Origin of the sequence: Thermococcus sp. 21S9, assembly GCF_012027635.1 — an archaeon.
GTDB lineage: Archaea > Methanobacteriota_B > Thermococci > Thermococcales > Thermococcaceae > Thermococcus.
The window spans coordinates 1064249-1082891 of sequence record NZ_SNUS01000001.1 but is presented as its reverse complement, the minus strand read 5'-3'; the positions used below and the strand labels follow the sequence as shown (position 1 = coordinate 1082891).

Here is an 18643-nt window from a genome sequence, read left to right as displayed (position 1 = left end):
CTCCCTCACCTCGTATGCACAGACTCCAAGAGTCCATTATAGTTTTAAATGTTTCTGGGGAGACAGAAACGGTGATGCCCATGTTCATGGCCGAGTTCAAGCTCAGGTTTGGAGACAGAAAGTGGTACGTCAGGAGAATCGTCGAGGCTTCCTCGCTTGAGGAAGCCGAAGAGAAGGCAAAGCGCTACGCAGAGCTCATGAACAGGGGAGAGGTTGAGTGGAAGCTGAGCTACGTCATAGAGGCCGAGAGGCCCCTCATAATAGGCGACGAGGAGCTCAAAAAGCTGAGCTGAGCTCCCCGGCGAGGTTTTTCTCCATTATCCTCCTCACTTCTTCAACCTCCCTCGACCTGCCGAGGGCGTACATGAGCTTAACGAGCGTTGCCTCCTTCGTCATATCTCCAGCCGGAATAACGCCGGCCTCAAGGGCCCTTCTGCCAACTTCGTAGCGCGTCAAATCAACGCCACCGTAGAGGGCCTGCGTCGTCATGACCACGGGTTTTTCGCGGGCGACCTTTGAGACGGCCTCGAGGAGGTTCCGCCCGCGGTAGGGAATCCCCCCGGCGCCGTAGCCTTCGAGAACTATGCCGTGAACTTTCTCTGCAACCGCGAGAAAGACCTCCGGCGAAAGGCCCGGCGTTAGGCGAACGTGGACAACCTCTGGGTCTATCCTCGGGTCGAAGGACGGCTCTCCGGCGGGAAGCTCGGGCTTGTGCCTTATAACTACCTCCTCGCCCTTGATGTAAGCAATGTCGGGATAGTTTATGCTCTGGAAGGCGTTCAAGCCAAGGGAGTGCACCTTTGAAACCCTCGTGCCGAGCATTATCTTGTCCATGAAGGCGACGTATATTCCCGGAAAGCCCTTCATCGCGAAGGTTAGTGCCGTTTTCAGGTTCCTCGGCGCGTCGCTGTTGGGTTCAGTTATGGGGAGCATCGAGCCAGTCAGAACTACTGGAATTGGAACGTTCCTCAGCATGAAGCTCAATGCCGAAGAGGTGTAGGCGAGGGTATCAGTTCCGTGGGTTATGACGATTCCATCGTAGTCGTTCAGGCTCTCAAAAACGGCCTTTCCAATCGTTATCCAGTCCTCGGGCTGAATCAGCGTGCTGTCGAGGTTGAGTATGTCCTTCGCCTCTATCTCAACGCCGTCGCCTTTTATTCCGGCCATCTCCAGTATCTCGCCGACGCTCAGCGTGGCTTTGTAACCCTTCTCGGTCTTCGCGCTCGCTATCGTCCCGCCGGTACCGATTATTAGAATCCTCACTCCCACCACCGTGCCGAGTAGGCCCCACAGTTTTTAGTCTTTTTGACGGGAAATGAACAAAAAGGGACAGAAAAAATTGGCAGAACGTCAATCAAACTGGAGCAGGACGAAGGCCAGGAAGGCCATGGCGGAGGCGAAGAGGAAGCTGTAGGTTAAGGAGTAGGCACTCCAGAGGTAGCCGGCAATCAGCGAGGCAGGGAAGGCAAATACTCCAACCACAGTGTGGTAGGCACCTATAACCGTCCCCTTCTCGCCCTCCCCTGCCAGCTCAGCCATGTACGCCCTCGGAACCGTGTCAATCACCGCCATGTAGAGGCCGTAGAGGACGAAGGCGAGGAGCAAAAGTGTCAGGTCCCTCGCGAAGGCAAAGCAGAGACTTGCGAGGGCCGAGAGGAGGAAGCCAACGCCGATTAAGGCCTTCTTGCTCACCCTGTCCGAGTAAACTCCTATTGGATAAGCTGAGAGGGCGTAGATGAGGTTGAAGAGCGCGTAGAAGGCAGAGCCCTGTAGAACCGTGTAGCCGAGCTCCTCGGCCTTCCAGAGGGTAAAGGCGTAGCTGTACCTTCCGAGGGTCCCTATGGCGACAACCGCAAGGAAGAGCTGAAGGGAACGGCTCCGTAGTGACGAGATAGCGGTTATTTTCCTCTTAACTTCTCCACCCCTGTCCCTGACGAAGAGCGCTATTATGAGGAGCGACAGCAGTCCTGGGACGGCGGAGAGGAGGAAAATCCTCCGATAGAGGGTTTCCTTCGGCAGGTAGGAGAGGAGTCCGATTAGCAGAACCGCCACGAGGGGACCGGCAACCGCGCCAAGGGTGTCCATCATCCTGTGGAAGCCGAAGGACTTTCCGGTTTTTCCGTTGCTTGACTCGGCTATTAGAGCGTCGCGCGGGGCCGTTCGTATTCCCTTCCCCGTCCTGTCGAGCAGTCTGAGCGCGAGGAAGTCGAGCCAGCCACGCGAGAAGGCAAGCAACCCCTTGGAGAGCGTTGAGAGCGCGTAGCCTGTGAACACGAAGGCCTTACGCTTTCTAAAGCGGTCGCTGAAGTAGCCGAAAACCACCTTGAATAGCGAACTCGCGCTCTCGATGAGGCCCATTATCGAACCGCCCGCGAGCTTCCCGACCTTGAGAACCTCCGTCAGGTAAGCCGGAACTATTGGCGCTATCATCTCACTGCTCATGTCGTTGAGGAAGCTGACGATGCCGAGGAGAAAGACGTTCCAGCTGATTCCGAAGACCCTCTTTTCGTTCTCGTCCATCTTCATTCCTCCAGAAGCTCCTCACAGAGTTCCCTCAGCTTCTCTTTCCCCTCTCCAAGAGCCCTAATGCCTCTTTCTGTTATCGTGTAGACCCTAACCCTCCTCCCGTTCCGAACCTCTTCCCTGCTCGTGAGAAGGCCCTTTCGCTCGAGCTCATGGAGGAGGGGATAAATCGTGCCGGGACTGAGTCTGTAGCCGTGCCTCCTAAGTTCTTCCATCATGAAACTGCCTGTAACTCCTTCCCTCGCGTGGTGGAGGATGTGGAGCGTTAGGAAGTCCCGGTACTTCATATCGAACACCGATATCTAAGTGCGATATCTATGCCTAAAAAATTTTGGGTCACTCAAGCACGTGCCTTTCAAGGACGTAGCAGTGGAACGTTCCCTCGAAGACCTTCTCGTTTTTCTCATTGAAAACCTCGGCTTTGACAATCTTTTTACGCCCGAGGTCTTCGATTACCTCTGCCTTAGCTATCAGCCCTTCACCGGCCTTAACGGGCTTGAGGAACTTCACCTCGGCCTTTCCGAGGACGACGGTGGGCTCGTTAACGGCGAGCATAGCAGAGTAATCGGCCAGGCCGAAGGTAAAACCACCGTGCACGAGGCCGTACTCGTCAACCGCCATCTCCTCGGTAGTTAAAAGCTCGACCTCAGCTTTTCCGGGTTCGATTTTCAACGGCCTCCCAACGAGCCTCTCAGAGGTTAGTTTATGCGTCCTCTGCTCCATTTCCCACACCAAAAGTTTATCTATCCTGGAACCCTAAAAAGCTTGATGCCTATGCACCCGCTCAAGGAAGCAGTCCAGGTCAAGGGCTCAACCGAGTTCACGAGGAGTGAGCTGGTCGGAATCCTGAGCTTCCGGCTCAGGCGCTTCTCGGTGGGCGAAGCAAAGGCGGTGATTGAGGAGTGGATTAAGGAGGGTCTCCTTGAGGAGCGTGAGGGAAAGCTCCACGCGAGGATTGAGGCCCTGGAGGAGGCCGAGAAGCCGGAAAACCTGCTCGGGGAGATGGTCGTCCACATAGCGAGGGCCCTCGGCTGGACGGAGCTCGAGGTGATGGAGGGGATAAGGGCACTGCGCGAGCGTTACGGTAACCTGGACGAGCGGATTTTAGCTTACCTCTTCGGTCTTGAGAAGGGCGTTGACATGTCGAAGTTCAGGGACAGGATTGACGTCTGATTAACCCTTATTAACCTCCACCCCGATTCTGTAATTGGTGAAGCCCATGCCCGAGGAGGCCCTCATCGTAGTGGACATGCAAAGGGATTTCATGCCCGGCGGAGCGTTGCCGGTTCCCGACGGCGACAGGATAATCCCGAAGGTCAACGAGTACATCAGGAAGTTCAAGGAGAAGGGAGCGCTGATAGTGGCGACGCGCGACTGGCACCCGGAAAACCACATCAGCTTCAAGGAACAGGGAGGCCCCTGGCCGAAGCACTGCGTTCAGGGAACCGAGGGGGCGGAGTTCGTCGTCGAGTTGCCAGAGGACGCGGTGATAATCTCCAAGGCCACCGAGCCAGACAAGGAAGCCTACTCCGGCTTCGAGGGGACGAACCTGGCAGAGATACTCAGGGAGAAGGGCGTTAAGAGGGTTTACGTCTGCGGTGTTGCGACGGAGTACTGCGTAAAGGCAACGGCCTTAGACGCCCTCAAACACGGCTTCGAGGTCTATCTCCTGAGCGACGCGGTAAAGGGCATCAACCCGGAGGACGAGAAGAAAGCTCTTGAGGAGCTTGAGAAGGCCGGCGTGAAGATTCTGTGAGCCTTTTCCATTCTTTTAGGAGGACGAGGAGCAGGTTTAACACGATTGGTCCTATTATAAGGCCCTTCAGCCCCATCGCCCAGGTTCCTCCAATCATACCTATGAACACGAGGGTCTCGTCGAGCTCCGTGTCTCTCGCCACAAGCATGGGCCTTATCGTGTAGTCGGGCATCGGGGAGACGAGAATGAATCCGTAGAGAGCTATTCCGAGGGCGTGTAGATAAGCGCCTTTGACCGCAAAGTATATCGCCGCCGCGAGCCAAATCATCCAGCCCTCGAAGAGGGGGACGAAGGAAAAGGCGAACGTCAGGAAACCGGCGACTATGGCCGTGTAGAGGTCTGAAACGCGGAAGATTATGAAGCCGATTGTCATCAGGATTCCCTTGGCCACGTTGAGGAGGAGCCATGCCCTAACGAGGGCGGAGAGGGTTTTGTTCACGCTCCGCAGGATTTCCTCGCCGAGTTCGCGGTTTTTCTCGGGCAGAAGGGCGTATATCTGGGCCCGGATTTCCTCCCCGTAGGCGAGGGCGTAGTAGTAGGTGAAGAAGAACACGAAGAGCTGGAGGAGGTAGGAGGGCAGGGAGAACGCCTGCCTTGAGAGGTAATCGGCTATCCTAGGGACCACCTGGTCCTGGAAGTGCTGGAGGAAGTTGAGGACGTCCGAGGGTAGCGGAAGGGTCAGAAGCCAGTTGAAGACGTTCACGATGCCCTCGTAAAAGGACATGAGAACCTGAACAGAGACGAGGAGGAGTTCCAGTGTCAGTGCTCCGCCAAAGACGAGCATTGAAAGGCTTATCACGAGGGCGGAGCGCTTCCTTCCGAGCCTCACTGAGAGCCTGCGCTGAATCGGGTATGATGCATAGGCCAGAACGAACCCGAAGAATATGGGCGTCACGAGGGGATGCACTACCCTCCAGGTTACGTAGAGGATGATTGCTATAACCGCGCCCCAGACGAGTTCCTCGGCCTTCATCTCAGAACTTTTATTAGGGAGTCCTATAAAAACCCGCCGGTGGTCGTATGGAAGAGGCACTGGTTGAGAGGTTCACCTCATACCTTGAGAGAGGCGATAGGCTGATTGAAGAGGGCCGATACGGCGAGGCCTTCGAGGCCCTTCTCGACGCCCTGAAAACGCTCGGCGCACTGGTGGTTTACAGGGAAACCGGAATGCTCGTTCCGGCCGAGAGGCTCAGCGGTTTCCTTGGAAAATGGCCTAAGCTTGAGGAGGCCCTGAGAAAGTATTCATCCCTGACGGGAAGCAAGGAAACGGCAAGAGCTTTAAGGGAAGAGCTGGAAGAACTGAAGGGGATGATGAGTTTGCCGAGTTCCGAGCGGTGACGAGACTCAGCCTCTGACCCAGAGCGAGCCAATGCCCCCGCTACACTGGGAGGCAGTGTTCGCAAGGACTTTTGCAAAGCCCCTGCCCGCCCTAAGTCTCACGAGGACGTGGCCCATTCTCGTCAGGAAGAGCAACTCAATCCTCCCGGAACGGAAGCGAACCTTTGGAGAGCCCCTCAAGTAGAGCGCTCCGTGCTTTTTCCTTCCCCACAGGGAGCTTATCTCTATTGATTTTCCTGAGAAAAACAGCGAAAGCCTTACATCCTCCGGGGTTACAGGTTCACCCTCAAGGTAAACCCTGCCCCGGGTCGCCCCAAGGTACAGGGAGTTGGATAAGCTGTCAACGTACTTCCCCAAAGCTTCATAAACTGTCCCATCCATCGGTCTCACCATAGGTATTTGAACTCAGGAGTATATCGGTAATTGGTCGTTAACGGTGATTGCCATGAGGATTGTTTCAGCCGACACGGGTGGGGCCCTACTAACGGAGGACTACGAGCCGATAGGACTCATTGCAACGGCGGCAGTACTGGTTGAGAAGCCCTACAGAACCGCGACGCTCAGCAGGGTTCGCTACGCCAACCCCTTCGACTACGACATGAGCGGGAGGCAGGCCATCCGGGACGAGGCTTTCCTCGCGGTGGAGCTTGCGAGGGATGTCAAGCCGGATGTCATCCACCTCGACTCGACCATCGGCGGGATAGAGGTGAGAAAGCTCGACGAGCCGACCATTGACGCTTTAACGATAACCGACCGCGGGAAGGAGGTGTGGAAAGACCTCGCGAAGGACCTCCAGCCACTGGCGAAGAAGTTCTGGGAGGAGACGGGGATAGAGATAATAGCCATCGGCAAGTCGAGCGTCCCCGTTAGGATAGCGGAAATCTACGCTGGCCTGTACACGGCGAAGTGGGCCATCGAGTACGCGAGGAAGGAAGGGAAAGCCATCGTCGGCCTCCCGCGCTACATGAAGGTCGAGATAAGGCCCGGAAAAATCTACGGGGAAAGCCTCGACCCGCGCGAGGGCGGTCTCTTCGGGGAAATTGAAGCGGAAACAGAGGGAATCGGCTGGGAGCTGTATCCGAACCCGCTCGTGAGGCGCTTCATGGTTCTTGAGGTTTGGAGGGAGTAAGGGGGCTAAGCCCCCTTCTCCAGCTCGCTCGGGAACTTTATCGCGTCGAACGGGCACGTCTGGTTGCAGACGCCACAGCCCGTACAGAGCAGGCTGTCTATGCGCACCTTGTTGGTCTCCGGGTCGTAAACGAGCGCCGGACAGCCTGTCAGGAGTATGCACGCCTTACAGCCTGTACACTTGTCCTCGACGACGAGCGGAATCTCGCCTATCTCACCGCGCCTTATGACGGGAATGACACACTCGCGCTTCGCTATTATCACTGCCGGCCCCTCAACCTGCATGGCCTCCTTTATTGCCTCCCTCGTGGCCTTGAGGTCGTATGGGTCAACGGTCTTGACGTACTTCACTCCGAGAGCCTTGACGAGGGCCTCGATGTCAATCTCGTTGAACTTCCTGCCGGTTTCACTTCCACCTGTTCCCGGGTGAGGCTGGTGGCCGGTCATTGCAGTCGTCCTGTTGTCGAGTATCATCACCAGAACGTTCAGGTTCTTGTAGACGGCATCAACGAGGGGCTGAATTCCGTTGTGGAAGAACGTTGAGTCACCGATTGTCGCGATTATCTTCTTGTCCATGACGACGCTCTGGCCGTTCGCTAAGCTGATGCTCGCGCCCATGACGTATTCAGTCCAGATGGCCTCGAGCGGTGGGAGGAGCGATAGGGCGTAACAGCCTATGTCGCCGTGTATCGGGACGGAATAGCGACCGAGCTTGAGGTCGCGGAGAGCATCTAAAGCGGCCCTGTATGAACCGCGGTGAGGACAGCCGGGGCACATTACCGGCGGTCTCTTCGGGGCGAGGCTTTCAGCGAGCTTTACCTCCTCCGGCTTCTCGTAGGTTTCCTCGCTCTCGCCGATTAGCCTGAGGAGGGCGTTTCTGACGAGGCTCGGGGTGAGCTCGCCCTCGAGGAGCAGGTGACCAGTTCTCTTGCCGTAAATTGGAACGTTCAAGCCGGCCTCGTAGGCGACTATCTTGACCTCCTCCTCAAGGAACGGCGCGCCATCCTCGATTACAATCGCGAAATCAACGGTTTTGAGGAAATCAACGACGAGCTTCCTCGGGAGCGGGTGGGGCGTTGAGAGCTTGAGGACCTTGAAGTCCTCCCCGATTTTCGGAAGAACCTCCTTCACGTAGTTGTAGGGCGCGCCCTCGACGATTATTCCGATTTTACCGTTCCCCTCGACCCAGTTGAAGGGCATCGAGTTGAACTCCTCCTCAATCTTCGCCAGGGTCTCGTTGAGCCACCTGTGCCTCTTCCTGTTGCCCTCCATGCTCGCTCTAACATAGCGCTCGATGTCCTTCTTGAATACGGGCTCTCTATCGAGCTCGATGAACTCGCCGACCTCCACGTCGGCCGTCGTGTGGTTAACCCTGGTCGTTGTCCTGAAGATGACGGGGACCTTATAGCGCTCGCTCAGCTCGTAGGCGTACTTAATCAGGTCATGGGCCTCTTGCGGGTCGGCAGGTTCGAGGACGGGCAGGAGCGAGAGCTTGCCGTAGTAGCGGTCGTCCTGTTCCGTTTGAGAGGTGTGCGGTCCTGGGTCGTCCGCCACGAGGATTACAAGACCGCCTTCGACACCGGAGTAAGCGAGGCTCATAAGCGGGTCCGCGGCAACGTTCAGACCGACGCACTTCATGGTCACGAGCGCCCTCAAGCCAGTATAGGCCACTCCCGCGGCTTCCTCAAGGGCAACCTTCTCGTTGGGCGCCCACTCGGCAAAAACTTCTGGCTTGAGCCTCGCTATCGTCTCAATGACCTCGGTTGAAGGCGTTCCGGGGTAACCTGTGGCGAAAACGACACCGCTTTCAAGGGCGCCGTAGGCAATCGCCTCGTTTCCCATGAGAAGTTTCCTCTCACGCCTTTCACCCTTCACATCGGCTGAATCAGAAGGGTAAGTCTTAACCGCCTCCATGTCACCACCGTAGTGGATTGACACGGGAGGTTAAAACTCTGCCTTCACCAGCCAGGCAGGGATTTCGAAAGATTTTCGAATCAATGCTTATATACCGTGACGTAGAGGAAGATTCATGAAGGTCAAGGAACTTCTCGAGCTTTTGGAGGAAACGATAGGCCACCTCAGGATAGCTCTCGTGACAAACCAGCAAAGGATTTTTGAGAGCCCATACACGAGCTATGAATTCGCGCAGAGGGCCGTTGAGATTCAGGAGGACTTAGAAGATTTGGAAAAGCTCAGGGCGGAGCTTGAGAAACTCGACCCTGAGAGCGACGTCGAGGAGCATTACCCGAGGGAAGAGGTTGAGAAGCTCCTCCAAATGCTCGAACTCCTCAGGGAGAGCGAGAGCCACGTTTATTAACTTAGACTAGCATCGTGGTAGACCGCAATGAGCCTCTCACTGTTGGGAACCCCTGCTAACTTGTAAGCTCCTTCCGCCAAGGAGAGCTGATGGTAAGTGTAAAAGTTGTAGGCGAAGAAGGAAAGGAAAATTAAAAAGATGCCAAAGATCGCCAGAGTTCTCATTTTTCTTCCTCCTTAGCCGCAGTAGTAGCCAAGAATACTGTGATAGTACATTTTTTCGATTTCTCCAGGTGGATAGATCCTCCAGTACATCTGGATTTTTCTTTTGGCATTGATCCAGTCGGAGAACACTTCGAGTTTTCCGTTGTATTTGAAGATCGCCAAGTTGAATCTCAGGCTTTCTTTCATTTCTTTTTTGAGGATTTCGGATTCGAGTTTCTTGGTGGTATAGTTCCAAGGTACTTCTTTTAAAGTCCATGTTTCGTTTGAGAAGAATTTAAACCCAATTGTATCAGTGAGTACAATGCCGCCCGGGTAATGAATGGTTCTCCTTGCAGTCTGGTTGCCGAGAGGTGTAAGTTCAAGTACAATCCCCCTCTTTGGATCCTCCATCGTGCTTGGCAGGTGGATAAAACCTAAATACTCGGATGGTGCGGAGTATCTTACTGTATCTCCAGAGAGTATTTCCAGTGCTCCCATTGATATCTCAGCGTCCTTAAGAACAGCAAGTTCAAGGTAAGTTGTGTTTTCCTTATCTTTTATCACGTCATCAATTGATGGGTAAATGCCCTCAATTTCCTCATTCTTGTAAATCCTGCCCTTGTAGAGGAGGACTCTACAATTGTCGCAGTTTTCGAAGTTTTTGAGTTTTTCTGGGCTGGTGGCCAGTACGGAGTAATTGAGCTGAGTTTTGCAGGTTATTGTGGTTTTTTTCATCCTCGGCCAGATTTTCAGGAGTTTGGAAATTTTGAAAGTGTAAATGCTGATTGTTCTCTCTTTTGGATTATAAAACGCGAATTGGTATTCTCTGAAGCCATCAAAGCCTGTTTGTGATGAGTAGTAAGCGGCTATTAGCTCAGAATTTCCCCTGACTTGCTCTGGGATTTTTTGATAGAGTTCACTCATGTTCTCGCTCGGAAGGTAAAAGTAAGAGAGGAATAAGAGGAGGGAAAAGAAGGCAAAGAGGACAAGGAGTTTTCTCATCCCCAGGTCACCTCCATGAAGTAGCCAACGCCAGTGTAGGGGCCGGTTTTTGGAGTGAAGTCCTCAGTAAGGATGAAGTCAATATTAATTTGCGGTCTCTGCCTTTTGAAGTCTACTTTAGACAGCCATGCAGGCTCGTTTGTCCCTGTGAGAAGGGTGTACACAGTTTCCCATGCGGAACGATTCCATGATTGTTTATCTTTTAAGTTTGACATATCTCCCAACCACTGGTCCGTTGTGTGGTCTTTCCAGTCTCCAAAATTCTTTGAAAGATATTCGTGGAACTCATCATAATCCCTCGGCGTGCTCAACTCGCTCCATTTCCACTCGTGGTGCATGACAGAGTGTGGTGCGTGCTCATCGACCTTAGGGCCATCTAATCCATAGTCCCAAAAGTATGATTTACCATTCAAGTCCATATACTCATCCCCAAGCCAGAAAACATAGTGACCCAGCTCGTGCCCCAAAGCTTTTGCCCACTTTATATCCCCCATTTCGGCAATTCCCATTGGATGGGTAAGCCTTAAGAATCTAAAGGGCATCACGAGCTTTCCTCCAATCCAGTAGCCACCAACTGAAGCATGTGGCCACTTCTTGTTATCTCCCCAGAATTTAACTTCTAAAAATGTCTTATTAACCCAAATATCGGCCTTATCCCAGTTTCTCTTGTCGTCCCAAATTGTAACCCTTGTAATCATCGCGTAACCGTCCGTGTAGTCGTAGATGAAGTCACTCGCCTTCCTGATGCTGTAAATCAGGTTCTTCTTGTCCTCCTCGCTCATCTTCCATTCTACTGAGATATTCAGCTCGATACCGAGGATATCCCTCTTCGCAGGGTCCTTCCCAATCAGAAGCTCCACCGCGTTGGGAACGCCATCGCCATCATAGTCACCGTTCAGGTCGGCGTTATTTTTGTCCGTTGGGTCAAAGCGCGCGGTAAATCCATTCACCTCAAGCTCTTTGTTCAGCTCGATTTCGCGATAAAAGGGTATTCCGTCGGGGTCGTTGGTAGTTACAACGAACCAGATTTCACCGTCCGGAGTGTCGTCAGCTGAAGAGTACGAGACGACAAGGCCTGACTCCAGAGGCATTTCTCCGGAAGAAGTCACAACTCTGACATCACCTTTAAGTGTCGTTACATCGTTGCCTATAATCTCATTGCCCAAAACTTCAGCGGAACTTGGAGAGCTTGCTATCGCGACAACGTCATTTCCTGGAGAAGTCAGCTTAGACCCGTAGGTGTTCACGAGGGTAACGTTGATTACCGTTCCGTTCTCCAGCCTGACCTGTGCAACCTTCAGGCTTTTCGGTTTCACTATTGAGAATGCTGTAGTTCCATCTTTCACCGTGACGTCGCTAACACCTTCAATCGTTTTCATGCCGATGATTTCACCCCTAATTCCGGCCTTTTCAAGTATGCCCTCATATTTGACGTAAACCTTGAGGTCTTTGTCAGGGTTCCTTGGGCCGACGTTACAGGAGCTGTCACCACATCCGCTCAAGTGGCCGTAGCCGAAGTATTTCTCCTCGTCTCCGGGATAATCATCACCGCTCCACGTTCCGGTTTTGAGATTGTAGTAGATAGTTGCAACGGTTCCCTTGCCAGGGGAAACGTCCATTTCAGTTCTTCCAATTCCCTCTTTATTATCCCTGTCGTAGAGGTGGAACTCTATTGTGGCGAGCTCCTTATCGTCTGGAACGTCAAAGGTGGCCTTTGCAATCGCATAGTTTTGAATATTGATTAAGATGTCATCAGTCGGAAGGATTTTCTTCTCATAATCGTCTTGATTGTCAGTAAGGAATAGGGTTTTAGTCCGCCCGTTCACGGTGAGTTCCAGACTCATGTCCGCAGGGTTGTGACCAATAATCGAACTATCAACATCGTCCAACGCCCTCGCCCTGAGGATGTAAACGGTTACCTTCACATCCCTCAGCGGGTCAACGTCCTTGGAGTCGATAACCCCATCCCCGTCGGTATCTTTGCTGTGGGGATTGGTGCCGTACTCAAGCTCAAGGGTGTTGCACCACCCGTCTTTGTCGCTGTCGGTAATCACCGTTATGGTCTCGGTCACGGGTTTGCCCTTCAGTCCGTACTCGTCTATTGGGGTCGCTTCAACGGTGATTTCCTCCCTACAGTTCGTGCGGTTGTAGATTGGAGCAAGAGGGAACTTTCTTGTCTCTCCTGAGGCCAAGCCCCATAGTTCGAAGCTGTAGCGACCGATGATTTTCACGTATACGTTAACCCGGTCTCCATCACCGTCAACTACGGTTACACTTCCGTTGCTCTCTTCACCGGCGTAAACCCACTGGGGAAGTTCAAGGTCAACTATTGCCGGCGGGGAGTTGGGTTTCACGTAGATGCGCTTCTCCCATCTGCTCGTTGAGCCATCACTGGATTCCATGACTACCGTGACCGTGTGATAGCCAACCTCAGGACGCTTCCAGACGAGGTAGAACTTGTCGTATTCGCCATATCCGTACAGGAAGCCGTTGGTAAACTCATCGACCTTCTCGCCGTCAACGAGAAGTTTTAGCTTAACGTTGACTTTGCTTCCCGTTGGGTTCTCCGCCGTGATATTGAACCTGAGTGGGTGATTCTCAACGGGCTTTCCGTATTCGACGTCCTTCAGGTGAGGATGAACCTCCAGAACTTTGAAGGTTCTCGCAAAGGTCTGCGTGCTTCCCTTGTAGTTCGGAATGAACTTGACGATAAGGGAGTGAGCCCCGGCCGTTGCCTTCCATCCCGTGTTAATCCAGTAGTCCCTTATGCTGTAACCCCAGACATTCACGTCTTTATTCGTTACCACGAGGTTTCCATCAACGTAAACCTGAACCGTTCCAATACCATCAACAACGCCCCTGTTGTCCAGCTTAATTTTGACCCTTAGGGAATCTCCCACTACGGGATTCACCGGATAAACCGAGACGTCTTCAATGGTTATGTTCGGCGATGCTGTGTACCTGTAAATCGAAACGAGGTTACCCCATTTGTCAATCAGATAAACCGTGTCCCCATCATTGTTGAGTATAGCGGTCTTTGGGGAAGTTGCGAGCTGAACCTTTCCGACGGAATTCGGTGCAAGGCTAAGGGAAAGCTTAACCACGTGGTCCCTGCCAAAGGAGTCGTAGCAGTCATCCCGTGGAAGGTTGTTCGCCCAGCACTTCTGGTTGCCGTAGGCGTAATCATCCAGGATGTACCAGCCATTCAGGCTCACCGTTGTGAGAGAGGGGTTCTCAATGTAAACGTATTCTCCGCTTCCATCATTGGTTAGATAGTCAACGCCCATTATCTTGACGGCAAAGTTTACAGAGAGAGGTTTGATTACGAACTGGTTCTCAAGGGATTGGATTGAATAAGTGCCTGATTCGGCATTTTTAACCGCGGTAAGGGCAGAATACGGATTTTCCCACAGGTATGTCCTAATTAAAGCCGGCTCGGTCCCGTTGTACCACCAGATTTGGAATATCAGGTCAGTTCCGTTCCAGTAGGCGTTTTTGATTCTCATATAATCCGAAACCACAACATCACCGTTCAGAGTTCCGTTTAGGAGGGCTTCAATCAGAGAAAGTATTGCTTTCCTCTCATCCGATGTGGCGTTTGGAAGAAACCTCAAGTATTCCTCGAAGAAGGGATTGATTACACCCACTTCCGTTTGGGTTTTGAGAGAGCATTCACAGTTGGATTCACAATCCCGCTCAGGACAATTAACATTGTTAGAAATACTACAACTAACTTTCTCACATCTATCCCCACCAATAGTTGTTCCAGCGCAAAGCCAGAAAGGGGAATTAAAAATATTTCGGATAGAATTAAGTCAGCCTAAAACTCTGGCTAAAGCCTCTCTTAACAGTGAGACCCCTTCCTCGTCCAGCCGGTTCTTCACCCACCGCTCCTTCAGGCTTAGGTTCTCGTCCTCCAAATCGAGGACGGCCTTTCTAACGCCTCCCCTCGGGTTTCTGCTGTCACCCCTCCAGCGCGGAATGACGTGGAGGTGCAGGTGGGGAACGGTTTGCCCGGCTTCCCTTCCGAGGTTCATGCCGACGTTGAAGGCGTCCGGCTTCAGAGTCTCCCTCAGGACTTCCATCGCAAGCTCCATGCCCTGTATCAGGGCGAGCTTCTCTTCTCCAGTCAAATCTTCCCAGCGCTCGACGTGCCTCCTCGGAACGACTAGGAGGTGTCCCCTGCTGGCCGGATAAGCGTCGAGCAGGATTCTTATTAGGCCATCCTCGTAGAGGAGTTGTTCCCTAGGCGGTCTGCAGAAGGGGCACTCCATCGGCAACACCAAAGGCTTAAAATCCTCCCGCCTAAAAAAGCTCCCGGTGGTGGCATGGAGGAGTCGCTTGAATCGCTCCAGAAACTCCACAAAAAATTCCTCTCGGCTGGACTGCTGTTGCTCCTGCTCGGCTTTGCGTTGCTGATATTCAAGCCCATCGGAAAGGCGTCCATCTACGTCGGAGCCCTCGTCTTCGCTTTGGCCTTCATACCGCTCGAGATGGCGAAGAGAACCGCGAGGAAGATGGCGATTATAGCCTTCCGGGGAGGATAGAAAAGCTTAATAGAAAACCCGGCAACTATCGAAAAGGAGTGAGAAACAGGGGTGATGTAGAATGGCGTTTGTACCACCGCAGGCCGGCTACGACCGGGCGATAACCGTTTTCAGCCCGGACGGAAGGCTGTTTCAGGTAAACTACGCGAGGGAAGCTGTAAAAAGAGGCGCAACGGCTGTAGGAGTTAAGTGGAAGGACGGAGTCGTTTTGGCCGTTGAGAAGAGAATCACGAGCAGGCTCATTGAGCCGAGGAGCTACGAGAAGATTTTCCAGATTGACGACCACATAGCGGCCGCTCCGAGCGGTATCATCGCCGACGCAAGGGTTCTCGTTGACAGGGCCAGGCTGGAGGCCCAGATTTACCGCCTCACCTACGGCGAACCCGTTCCACTCACCGTTCTGGTGAAGAAAATCTGCGACCTCAAGCAGGCCCACACCCAGTACGGCGGTGTGAGGCCCTTCGGTGCCGCTTTGCTCATGGCGGGCGTTAACGAGAAGCCCGAGCTTTACGAGACCGACCCGAGCGGTGCCTACTTCGAGTGGAAGGCCGTCGCCATAGGAAGCGGAAGGAACGTGGCGATGGCCATCTTCGAGGAGCACTACGACGAGAACCTCGACAGGGACGGGGCCATAACGCTTGCAATACTCGCCTTGTCCAAGACCCTTGAGGAGCCAACCGCCGACTCGATAGAGGTTGCGTACATTACCACCGAGGACAAGCGCTGGAAGAAGCTCCCGAGGGAAGAGCTTGAGAAGTACCTCAACGAGGTCCTTGAGGAGATTAAAGAGGAAGAGGTTGAGGAGAAGGCCGAGGACTATTCGGAACTCGACCAGAACTACTGAGGTGACGGGCGATGCCCATTAGCGTTGACAAAGCGGTAATCGCCCGTCTGAAGACGCACGGCGAGACCTTTGAGATACTCGTTGACCCCTACCTCGCGAGGGACTTCAAGGAGGGCAAGGAGGTTCCCATAGAGGAAATCCTCGCCACTCCCTACGTTTTCAAAGATGCCCACAAGGGCGACAAGGCGAGCGAGCACGAAATGGAGAAAATCTTTGGAACAAGCGACCCCTATGAAGTCGCTAAAATAATCCTCCAGAAGGGCGAGGTCCAGCTCACCGCGGAGCAGAGGAGGCAGATGCTCGAGGAAAAGAAGCGCTACATAGCGACGATAATCCACAGGCACGCGGTTGACCCGAGGACAGGTTATCCGCACCCGGTAGACAGAATCCTGAGGGCGATGGAAGAGGCAGGGGTTCACGTTGACCTCTTCAAGGATGCCGAAGCTCAGGTTCCGAAGGTCATCAAGGCGATTAGACCTCTGCTCCCGATAAAGCTCGAGGTCAAGGTCATAGCGGTGAAGATACCGAGCGACTACGTTGGAAAAGCCTACGGCGAGGTTAGAAAGTTCGGAACGATAAAGCGCGAGGAGTGGGCCAGTGACGGCTCGTGGATGTTCCTCATCGAGATTCCTGGGGGAATCGAGGAGGAGTTTTATGAAAAGCTCAACGCCCTGACGAAGGGCACCGCTCTTACTAAACTTGTAGAGAGGAAGGGACTATGAGGCGGATTTTTGTAAAACCAAGGGAACTGGTGGTCCCGGGCACTTTGCTGGCCCAGGGACCGTTTAAGAACGGAAGGGGAACCTTCAGGGAAGGCAACAGGATTTACTCAACGGTGATAGGACTCGTCGAGATAAGGGGAGACCTCATAAGGGTCATTCCGCTTGAAGGGCCCTACATTCCAGAGGTTGGGGACAACGTCCTCGGAAAGATAGTGGACGTCAAGTTCTCCAACTGGACCGTTGACATAGGGGCACCGTACCAGGCCAATTTACGCGTTCAGGACGCGGTTGAGGAGCGCATAGACCTTCTCAAGACTGACCTGAGGAAGATTTACGACATAGGCGACATAATCTACGCCAAGGTGAAGGCCTTCAACGAGATAAACCAGATTGACCTCACAACTAAGGGAATGCCCTTCAAGGGCGGTCCGCTCAGGGGAGGACAGCTCGTCACGATAACGCCTTCCAAGGTGCCGAGGCTCATCGGCAAGGGCGGTTCGATGATTAACATGATTAAGAAGCTCACCGGGACGAGAATCATAGTGGGCCAGAACGGCTGGGTCTGGGTGAGTGGAAGGAACGACGAGCTGGAGAAGCTCGCGATAGAGGCCATACTCAAGGTTGACCGCGAAAGCCACACGCAGGGACTGACCGACAGGGTCAAGGAGTACCTGCTTTCGAGGCTCAGGGAGCTCAAGGAGCAGGGAGTTATTGAGGAAATCCCCCAGCTTGAGGAGAAGGAAGGTGAGAAGGATGATGGGCAGGCCTGAGGGTTTAAAGCTCATCGACGAGAACGGTAGAAGGGTTGACGGCAGGAAGAAGTACGAGCTTAGACCCATTAAAATGGAGGTTGGAATTCTCAAGAACGCCGACGGCTCGGCCTACGTCGAGTGGGGCAAGAACAAGATAATGGCAGCTGTCTACGGCCCGAGGGAGATTCATCCCAAGCACCTCCAGAGGCCGGACAGGGCAATTCTGCGCGTCCGCTACAACATGGCACCCTTCAGCGTTGAGGAAAGGAAAAAGCCCGGGCCGGACAGGAGGAGCGTCGAGATAAGCAAGGTCATAAGGGGCGCGCTTGAGCCGGCCCTAATCCTCGAGATGTTCCCGAGAACGGCGATAGACGTTTTCATAGAGGTCCTCCAGGCCGACGCTGGAACGAGGGTTGCAGGAATAACCGCGGCCTCACTTGCTCTGGCAGATGCAGGAATACCGATGAGGGACCTCGTTGCCGCGTGCGCCGCCGGAAAGATTGACGGCGAAATCGTTCTCGACCTCAACAAGGACGAGGACAACTACGGTGAGGCGGACGTTCCCGTTGCAATAATGCCCCTCAAGAACGACATAACGCTCCTTCAGATGGACGGCTACCTGACGAGGGAGGAGTTCGTCGAGGCAGTGAAGCTCGCGATAAAGGGAGCCAAGGCGGTTTACCAGAAGCAGAGGGAGGCCCTCAAAGAAAAATACCTCCGCATAGCGCAGGAGGTGGCGGGCAATGAGTGAGATGGAAGTCATGGCCAGCATAATGCGCGACCACATCATAAACCTCCTCAGGGAGGGCAAGAGGATTGACGGAAGGGGCTTCGAGGACTACCGCGACCTCGAGGTCAAGGTCAATGTCATAGAGAAGGCCGAGGGCTCTGCCTGGGTCAGGCTCGGCAACACGCAGGTTCTCGTTGGAATAAAGGTCGACCTCGGAGAGCCGTTTCCGGATTTGCCGGAGAAGGGAGTTATGACGACCAACGTCGAGCTCGTTCCCCTTGCCTCGCCGACCTTCGAGCCCGGTCCACCGGACGAGAACGCCATCGAGCTCGCCCGCGTTGTGGATAGGGGAATAAGGGAGAGCGGGGCCGTTGAGCTTGAAAAGCTCGTCATCGTCCCCGGCAAGCTCGTCAGGGTTATCTTCATCGACGTCCACGTTCTCGACCACGATGGCAACCTGCTCGACGCGAGCGGAATAGGTGCAATAGCGGCCCTGATGAGCACCAAGATTCCGAAGATTGAGTACGACGAGGAGAGCGGGGAGGTAAAGATACTCGACGAGTACGAGCCCCTGCCGGTCAAGAGCGTCCCGATACCAGTCACCTTCGCGAAAATCGGCAACACGATGGTCGTTGACCCCAACATAGACGAGGAGCGCGTCATGGACGGCAGGATTACGATAACCACCGACGAGAACGGCCACATTTCAGCGGTTCAGAAGGGCGAGGGCGGAAGCTTCAAGCTCGAGGAAGTCATGTACGCAGTGGATACCGCCTTCAAGAAGGCCGAGGAACTCAGGAAAATCGTCCTTGAGGCCGTTGGGAAGGCCTGACCCTTTCCC

22 protein-coding genes are annotated in these 18643 nt (G+C 53.8%); 12 read left to right on the top strand and 10 right to left on the bottom strand.

Annotated features, from left to right (window positions below; all coding sequences use genetic code 11):
- Nucleotides 1-80: 80 nt before the first annotated feature.
- Entirely contained in the window at nt 81-293 is a 213-nt protein-coding gene (locus tag E3E28_RS06120) for a hypothetical protein (protein WP_042692738.1), read from the top strand.
- Here E3E28_RS06120 and E3E28_RS06115 read toward each other — a convergent pair.
- From E3E28_RS06115 to E3E28_RS06100, 4 genes are all read right to left on the bottom strand, one after another.
- Nucleotides 277-1263: an asparaginase gene (locus tag E3E28_RS06115; RefSeq protein WP_167915262.1), complete on the bottom strand. Its 987-nt coding sequence runs from the start codon at nt 1261-1263 to the stop codon at nt 277-279. The genes E3E28_RS06120 and E3E28_RS06115 overlap by 17 nt on opposite strands.
- A gap of 87 nt (nt 1264-1350) precedes the next feature.
- Entirely contained in the window at nt 1351-2520 is a 1170-nt protein-coding gene (locus E3E28_RS06110; protein WP_167914436.1) for an MFS transporter, read from the bottom strand.
- A gap of 2 nt (nt 2521-2522) precedes the next feature.
- Complete coding sequence (locus E3E28_RS06105) at nt 2523-2810, bottom strand: PadR family transcriptional regulator (protein ID WP_167915261.1); 288 nt, start codon at nt 2808-2810, stop codon at nt 2523-2525.
- Nucleotides 2811-2859: 49 nt separating this feature from the next.
- Nucleotides 2860-3246, bottom strand: a complete 387-nt coding sequence (locus tag E3E28_RS06100) for a PaaI family thioesterase (RefSeq protein ID WP_167915260.1) — start codon at nt 3244-3246, stop codon at nt 2860-2862.
- Between the two features lie 45 nt (nt 3247-3291).
- On the opposite strand from E3E28_RS06100, the gene E3E28_RS06095 reads away from it, so the two are divergent.
- Together E3E28_RS06095 and E3E28_RS06090 are read left to right on the top strand one after the other, a co-directional pair.
- Complete coding sequence (locus E3E28_RS06095) at nt 3292-3696, top strand: DUF2240 family protein (RefSeq protein ID WP_342764475.1); 405 nt, start codon at nt 3292-3294, stop codon at nt 3694-3696.
- A 46-nt stretch (nt 3697-3742) separates the two neighbouring features.
- Nucleotides 3743-4279, top strand: a complete 537-nt coding sequence (locus tag E3E28_RS06090; protein WP_167915258.1) for a nicotinamidase — start codon at nt 3743-3745, stop codon at nt 4277-4279.
- Here the strand turns inward: E3E28_RS06090 and E3E28_RS06085 are convergent.
- The gene (locus E3E28_RS06085) at nt 4215-5252 is read right to left on the bottom strand and encodes an AI-2E family transporter (protein WP_167914435.1); all 1038 of its coding nucleotides are present in this window, start codon (nt 5250-5252) and stop codon (nt 4215-4217) included. The genes E3E28_RS06090 and E3E28_RS06085 overlap by 65 nt on opposite strands.
- 47 nt (nt 5253-5299) lie before the next feature.
- On the opposite strand from E3E28_RS06085, the gene E3E28_RS06080 reads away from it, so the two are divergent.
- Nucleotides 5300-5617 carry a hypothetical protein gene (locus tag E3E28_RS06080; RefSeq protein ID WP_167914434.1) on the top strand — a complete coding sequence of 106 codons (318 nt, stop codon included), beginning with the start codon at nt 5300-5302 and terminating at the stop codon, nt 5615-5617.
- Nucleotides 5618-5623: 6 nt separating this feature from the next.
- Here the strand turns inward: E3E28_RS06080 and E3E28_RS06075 are convergent, their stop codons facing one another.
- Complete coding sequence (locus E3E28_RS06075; protein WP_167914433.1) at nt 5624-5998, bottom strand: hypothetical protein; 375 nt, start codon at nt 5996-5998, stop codon at nt 5624-5626.
- 64 nt (nt 5999-6062) lie between these two features.
- Here E3E28_RS06075 and E3E28_RS06070 point away from each other — a divergent pair, with 64 nt between their 5' ends.
- Nucleotides 6063-6746 (top strand): DUF4152 family protein, encoded by a 684-nt coding sequence (locus E3E28_RS06070; protein ID WP_167914432.1) that lies wholly within the window; start codon nt 6063-6065, stop codon nt 6744-6746.
- A 5-nt stretch (nt 6747-6751) separates the two neighbouring features.
- Here the strand turns inward: E3E28_RS06070 and iorA are convergent, their stop codons facing one another.
- Nucleotides 6752-8659, bottom strand: coding sequence for an indolepyruvate ferredoxin oxidoreductase subunit alpha (iorA, locus tag E3E28_RS06065; protein WP_167914431.1), 1908 nt, complete (start codon nt 8657-8659; stop codon nt 6752-6754).
- 115 nt (nt 8660-8774) lie between these two features.
- Between iorA and E3E28_RS06060 the strand changes: the two genes are divergently transcribed.
- Entirely contained in the window at nt 8775-9062 is a 288-nt protein-coding gene (locus E3E28_RS06060; RefSeq protein ID WP_167914430.1) for a hypothetical protein, read from the top strand.
- A 176-nt stretch (nt 9063-9238) separates the two neighbouring features.
- On the opposite strand, the gene E3E28_RS06055 is transcribed toward E3E28_RS06060, so the two are convergent.
- The 3 genes from E3E28_RS06055 to E3E28_RS06045 all read right to left on the bottom strand — a co-directional run bounded on the left by E3E28_RS06055 (nt 9239) and on the right by E3E28_RS06045 (nt 14481).
- Complete coding sequence (locus tag E3E28_RS06055) at nt 9239-10207, bottom strand: hypothetical protein (RefSeq protein WP_240921656.1); 969 nt, start codon at nt 10205-10207, stop codon at nt 9239-9241.
- A complete protein-coding gene (locus E3E28_RS06050) occupies nt 10204-13854 on the bottom strand; it encodes a lamin tail domain-containing protein (protein ID WP_167914429.1) in 3651 nt (1216 codons plus the stop codon). Before E3E28_RS06050 ends, E3E28_RS06055 begins: the two co-directional genes overlap by 4 nt.
- Nucleotides 13855-14022: 168 nt before the next feature.
- On the bottom strand, nt 14023-14481 hold the full coding sequence (locus tag E3E28_RS06045) for an HIT family protein (protein WP_167915256.1): 459 nt from the start codon (nt 14479-14481) through the stop codon (nt 14023-14025).
- Nucleotides 14482-14535: 54 nt separating this feature from the next.
- Between E3E28_RS06045 and E3E28_RS06040 the strand changes: the two genes are divergently transcribed.
- The 6 genes from E3E28_RS06040 to rrp42 all read left to right on the top strand — a co-directional run bounded on the left by E3E28_RS06040 (nt 14536) and on the right by rrp42 (nt 18634).
- Complete coding sequence (locus E3E28_RS06040; RefSeq protein ID WP_167914428.1) at nt 14536-14754, top strand: hypothetical protein; 219 nt, start codon at nt 14536-14538, stop codon at nt 14752-14754.
- Between the two features lie 61 nt (nt 14755-14815).
- Entirely contained in the window at nt 14816-15598 is a 783-nt protein-coding gene (psmA, locus tag E3E28_RS06035; RefSeq protein WP_167914427.1) for an archaeal proteasome endopeptidase complex subunit alpha, read from the top strand.
- An 11-nt stretch (nt 15599-15609) separates the two neighbouring features.
- Entirely contained in the window at nt 15610-16320 is a 711-nt protein-coding gene (locus E3E28_RS06030) for a ribosome assembly factor SBDS (RefSeq protein ID WP_167914426.1), read from the top strand.
- Nucleotides 16317-17090: an exosome complex RNA-binding protein Rrp4 gene (gene rrp4 / locus E3E28_RS06025; protein ID WP_167914425.1), complete on the top strand. Its 774-nt coding sequence runs from the start codon at nt 16317-16319 to the stop codon at nt 17088-17090. Before E3E28_RS06030 ends, rrp4 begins: the two co-directional genes overlap by 4 nt.
- Nucleotides 17074-17823, top strand: coding sequence for an exosome complex exonuclease Rrp41 (rrp41, locus tag E3E28_RS06020; protein ID WP_167915255.1), 750 nt, complete (start codon nt 17074-17076; stop codon nt 17821-17823). Before rrp4 ends, rrp41 begins: the two co-directional genes overlap by 17 nt.
- Nucleotides 17816-18634, top strand: a complete 819-nt coding sequence (gene rrp42 / locus E3E28_RS06015; protein ID WP_206203807.1) for an exosome complex protein Rrp42 — start codon at nt 17816-17818, stop codon at nt 18632-18634. Before rrp41 ends, rrp42 begins: the two co-directional genes overlap by 8 nt.
- Nucleotides 18635-18643 lie beyond the last annotated feature (9 nt).